The following is a 5,368-nucleotide window of genomic DNA, read 5'->3' on the forward strand; positions in this document are numbered from 1 at the left end:
CAATCAAACATTTACGGAGAGTTTGATCCTGGCTCAGGACGAACGCTGGCGGCGTGCTTAACACATGCAAGTCGAACGATGATGGAGAGCTTGCTCTTCGGATTAGTGGCGAACGGGTGAGTAACACGTGAGCAATCTGCCCTTGACTCTGGGATAAGCGTTGGAAACGACGTCTAATACCGGATACGACCCTTGGAGGCATCTCTGGGGGTGGAAAGAATTTTGGTCAGGGATGAGCTCGCGGCCTATCAGCTAGTTGGTGAGGTAATGGCTCACCAAGGCGACGACGGGTAGCCGGCCTGAGAGGGTGACCGGCCACACTGGGACTGAGACACGGCCCAGACTCCTACGGGAGGCAGCAGTGGGGAATATTGCACAATGGGCGAAAGCCTGATGCAGCAACGCCGCGTGAGGGACGACGGCCTTCGGGTTGTAAACCTCTTTTAGTAGGGAAGAAGCGAAAGTGACGGTACCTGCAGAAAAAGCACCGGCTAACTACGTGCCAGCAGCCGCGGTAATACGTAGGGTGCAAGCGTTGTCCGGAATTATTGGGCGTAAAGAGCTCGTAGGCGGTTTGTCGCGTCTGCTGTGAAAACCCGAGGCTCAACCTCGGGCCTGCAGTGGGTACGGGCAGACTAGAGTGCGGTAGGGGAGATTGGAATTCCTGGTGTAGCGGTGGAATGCGCAGATATCAGGAGGAACACCAATGGCGAAGGCAGATCTCTGGGCCGTAACTGACGCTGAGGAGCGAAAGCATGGGGAGCGAACAGGATTAGATACCCTGGTAGTCCATGCCGTAAACGTTGGGAACTAGATGTGGGGACCATTCCACGGTCTCCGTGTCGCAGCTAACGCATTAAGTTCCCCGCCTGGGGAGTACGGCCGCAAGGCTAAAACTCAAAGGAATTGACGGGGGCCCGCACAAGCGGCGGAGCATGCGGATTAATTCGATGCAACGCGAAGAACCTTACCAAGGCTTGACATATAGAGGAAACGGCTGGAAACAGTCGCCCCGCAAGGTCTCTATACAGGTGGTGCATGGTTGTCGTCAGCTCGTGTCGTGAGATGTTGGGTTAAGTCCCGCAACGAGCGCAACCCTCGTCCTATGTTGCCAGCACGTAATGGTGGGAACTCATGGGATACTGCCGGGGTCAACTCGGAGGAAGGTGGGGATGACGTCAAATCATCATGCCCCTTATGTCTTGGGCTTCACGCATGCTACAATGGCCGGTACAAAGGGCTGCAATACCGCAAGGTGGAGCGAATCCCAAAAAGCCGGTCTCAGTTCGGATTGAGGTCTGCAACTCGACCTCATGAAGTCGGAGTCGCTAGTAATCGCAGATCAGCAACGCTGCGGTGAATACGTTCCCGGGCCTTGTACACACCGCCCGTCAAGTCATGAAAGTCGGTAACACCCGAAGCCGGTGGCCTAACCCTCACGGGAAGGAGCTGTCGAAGGTGGGATCGGTGATTAGGACTAAGTCGTAACAAGGTAGCCGTACCGGAAGGTGCGGCTGGATCACCTCCTTTCTAAGGAGCACAGCAGTGCCGTCTGTATACAGCGGAGTAACACTGCCAAGCCATACGAAGACGAATGTTCTTCGATGGCGCTCATGGGTGGAACATTGACATTGATATGCAGAGATCATCTCTGGATCCAGTACGCCTGGTACCGCTTGCGGTGCCTCGTTGGAAAGGTCCGGTTATGAAGGAAACATATATGCACGCTGTTGGGTCCTGAGGGACCGGAACAACTGGGTTTTGCCTGGTTGGACTGTTCCTCTGGACCTTTTCCTGTTCACATCAATCGTGGGCAGGTGAGGGTACCGCCCGTACTTTGAGAACTACACAGTGGACGCGAGCATCTTAAATTTGACAGTCTTCGGACTGCAAATTACAAAGATCTATTTATAGATCATTGGTCAATTTCGATCGTGAGACGAAAGTTTTACGATTCTTAATCGATTCAAACTCATGTGATTTCAAATTTCTAAGAGCAAACGGTGAATGCCTTGGCATGTAGAGCCGAAGAAGGACGTAGTAATCTGCGATAAGCCTCGGGGAGTTGATAAACGAACTGTGATCCGAGGATGTCCGAATGGGGAAACCCCGCCAGGCCCGTAAGGTGACCTGGTGACTCCCGCCTGAATATATAGGGCGGGTAGAGGGAACGTGGGGAAGTGAAACATCTCAGTACCCACAGGAAGAGAAAACAATAGTGATTCCGTTAGTAGTGGCGAGCGAACCCGGATGAGGCTAAACCGATCATGTGTGATAGCCGGCAGGCGTTGCATGGTCGGGGTTGCGGGACTTTTCTGCTGATTCTGCCGAACAGTGAGGGTTAGAGCGTTGTATAGACGAACAGGATTGAAAGCCTGGTCATAGAGGGTGCGAACCCCGTAGTCGAAATGCAGTAATCGCCCGAAGAGTATCCCAAGTAGCACGGGGCCCGAGAAATCCCGTGTGAATCTGTCAGGACCACCTGATAAGCCTAAATACTCCTACATGACCGATAGTGAACAAGTACCGTGAGGGAAAGGTGAAAAGTACCCCGGGAGGGGAGTGAAATAGTACCTGAAACCGTTTGCTTACAAACCGTTGGAGCCAGTCTGATTCTGGTGACAGCGTGCCTTTTGAAGAATGAGCCTGCGAGTTAGTGATATGTGGCGAGCTTAACCCGAGAGGGGAATGCGTAGCGAAAGCGAGTCTGAATAGGGCGATTCAGTCGCATGTCCTAGACCCGAAGCGAAGTGATCTATCCATGGCCAGGTTGAAGCGACGGTAAGACGTCGTGGAGGACCGAACCCACTTCAGTTGAAAATGGAGGGGATGAGCTGTGGATAGGGGTGAAAGGCCAATCAAACTTCGTGATAGCTGGTTCTCTCCGAAATGCATTTAGGTGCAGCGTTGCGTGTTTCTTGCCGGAGGTAGAGCTACTGGATGGCCGATGGGGCCTAAAAGCTTACTGACGTCAGCCAAACTCCGAATGCCGGTAAGTGAGAGCGCAGCAGTGAGACGGTGGGGGATAAGCTTCATCGTCGAGAGGGAAACAACCCAGACCACCAACTAAGGTCCCAAAGCGCGTGCTAAGTGGGAAAGGATGTGGAGTTGCACAGACAACCAGGAGGTTGGCTTAGAAGCAGCCACCCTTGAAAGAGTGCGTAATAGCTCACTGGTCAAGTGATTCCGCGCCGACAATGTAACGGGGCTCAAGCACGCCACCGAAGTTGTGGCATTGATATTTTTGGTAAGCCGCACACTTGTTGTGTTGGTTCAGCCGTGTTGATGGGTAGGAGAGCGTCGTGTGGCCAGCGAAGCGGCGGTGTAAACCAGCCGTGGAGGCTACACGAGTGAGAATGCAGGCATGAGTAGCGAAAGACGGGTGAGAAACCCGTCCTCCGAAAGATCAAGGTTTCCAGGGCCAGGCTAATCCGCCCTGGGTAAGTCGGGACCTAAGGCGAGGCCGACAGGCGTAGTCGATGGACAACGGGTTTATATTCCCGTACTGGCGAAAAACCGTCCAAGCTAATCCAGTAATGCTAAGCATCTGAATCCTCTAGATGGATCCCTTCGGGGTGAAGCGTGAGGCCTAGCGTGCGACCCTATGCTGGTGCGGTTAGCGTATTAACAGGTGTGACGCAGGAAGGTAGCTGAGCCGGGCGATGGTTGTCCCGGTCTAAGGATGTAGGCCGAGAGATAGGCAAATCCGTCTCTCATATAAGGCTGAGACCCGATGGGTAGCCCGTAAGGGCGAAATCAGTGATCCTATGCTGCCAAGAAAAGCATCGACGCGAGGTTTTAGTCACCCGTACCCCAAACCGACTCAGGTGATCAGGTAGAGAATACTAAGGAGATCGAGAGAATCGTGGTTAAGGAACTCGGCAAAATGCCCCCGTAACTTCGGGAGAAGGGGGGCCGGAGGCGTGAAGGGATTTACTCCTGGAGCGTTCGAAGGCCGCAGAGACCAGTGGGAAGCGACTGTTTACTAAAAACACAGGTCCGTGCCAAGTCGCAAGACGATGTATACGGACTGACGCCTGCCCGGTGCTGGAAGGTTAAGAGGAACGGTTAGCCGCAAGGCGAAGCTGAGAATTTAAGCCCCAGTAAACGGCGGTGGTAACTATAACCATCCTAAGGTAGCGAAATTCCTTGTCGGGTAAGTTCCGACCTGCACGAATGGCGTAACGACTTCCCAGCTGTCTCAACCGCGAACTCGGCGAAATTGCATTACGAGTAAAGATGCTCGTTACGCGCAGCAGGACGGAAAGACCCCGTGACCTTTACTACAGCTTGGTATTGGTGTTCGGTGTGGCTTGTGTAGGATAGGTGGGAGACTGTGAAGCTTGGACGCTAGTTCAGGTGGAGTCAACGTTGAAATACCACTCTGGTCATATTGGATATCTAACTTCGAACCGTGATCCGGTTCAGGGACAGTGCCTGGTGGGTAGTTTAACTGGGGCGGTTGCCTCCTAAAAAGTAACGGAGGCGCCCAAAGGTTCCCTCAACCTGGTTGGCAATCAGGTGTCGAGTGTAAGTGCACAAGGGAGCTTGACTGTGAGACTGACAAGTCGAGCAGGGACGAAAGTCGGGACTAGTGATCCGGCAGTGGCTTGTGGAAGCGCTGTCGCTCAACGGATAAAAGGTACCTCGGGGATAACAGGCTGATCTTGCCCAAGAGTCCATATCGACGGCATGGTTTGGCACCTCGATGTCGGCTCGTCGCATCCTGGGGCTGGAGTAGGTCCCAAGGGTTGGGCTGTTCGCCCATTAAAGCGGTACGCGAGCTGGGTTTAGAACGTCGTGAGACAGTTCGGTCCCTATCCGCTGCGCGCGCAGGAAATTTGAGAAGATCTATCCCTAGTACGAGAGGACCGGGATGGACGAACCTCTGGTGTGTCAGTTGTTCCGCCAGGAGCACCGCTGATTAGCTACGTTCGGAACGGATAACCGCTGAAAGCATCTAAGCGGGAAGCCGGCTTCGAGATGAGATTTCCATCCCTTCGGGGGAGAGGCTCGCAGCTAGACTACTGCGTTGATAGGCCGGATGTGGAAGAGGGGACTAAAGACCCTTGGAGCTGACCGGTACTAATAAGCCAATAATTTGATAACACACCAGTTTGAATAAGCTGCAAGCGTCCACTATGTGGTTCTCGACGTACGGTCGAGAACAACCCCGGCATCGCCCTCACAGGCAGTCGGGGTCTATAACTGAAAAATATAGAATCGATCCATCGAAAGATGTTTCGGCGGCTATAGCGAGAGGGAAACGCCCGGTCACATTCCGAACCCGGAAGCTAAGACTCTCAGCGCCGATGGTACTGCAGGGGGGACCCTGTGGGAGAGTAGGACACCGCCGGACTTAACTTAG

Annotated in this window: 3 rRNA genes; all 3 read left to right on the top strand. The window is 53.7% G+C overall.

What is annotated here, in order from left to right:
* Positions 1 to 10 precede the first annotated feature (10 nt).
* The 3 genes from QN357_RS17720 to rrf all read left to right on the top strand — a co-directional run bounded on the left by QN357_RS17720 (position 11) and on the right by rrf (position 5,359).
* Positions 11 to 1,530, top strand: a 16S ribosomal RNA gene (locus QN357_RS17720).
* A 450-nt stretch (positions 1,531 to 1,980) separates the two neighbouring features.
* Positions 1,981 to 5,109: ribosomal RNA gene (locus QN357_RS17725) — 23S ribosomal RNA — on the top strand.
* Between the two features lie 133 nt (positions 5,110 to 5,242).
* Positions 5,243 to 5,359 (top strand): 5S ribosomal RNA (gene rrf / locus QN357_RS17730).
* Together the 16S, 23S and 5S rRNA genes form the textbook arrangement of a ribosomal RNA operon.
* Positions 5,360 to 5,368 lie beyond the last annotated feature (9 nt).

It is taken from the genome of Cryobacterium sp. RTC2.1, assembly GCF_035018685.1.
Taxonomy (GTDB): Bacteria; Actinomycetota; Actinomycetes; order Actinomycetales; family Microbacteriaceae; genus Cryobacterium; species Cryobacterium glucosi.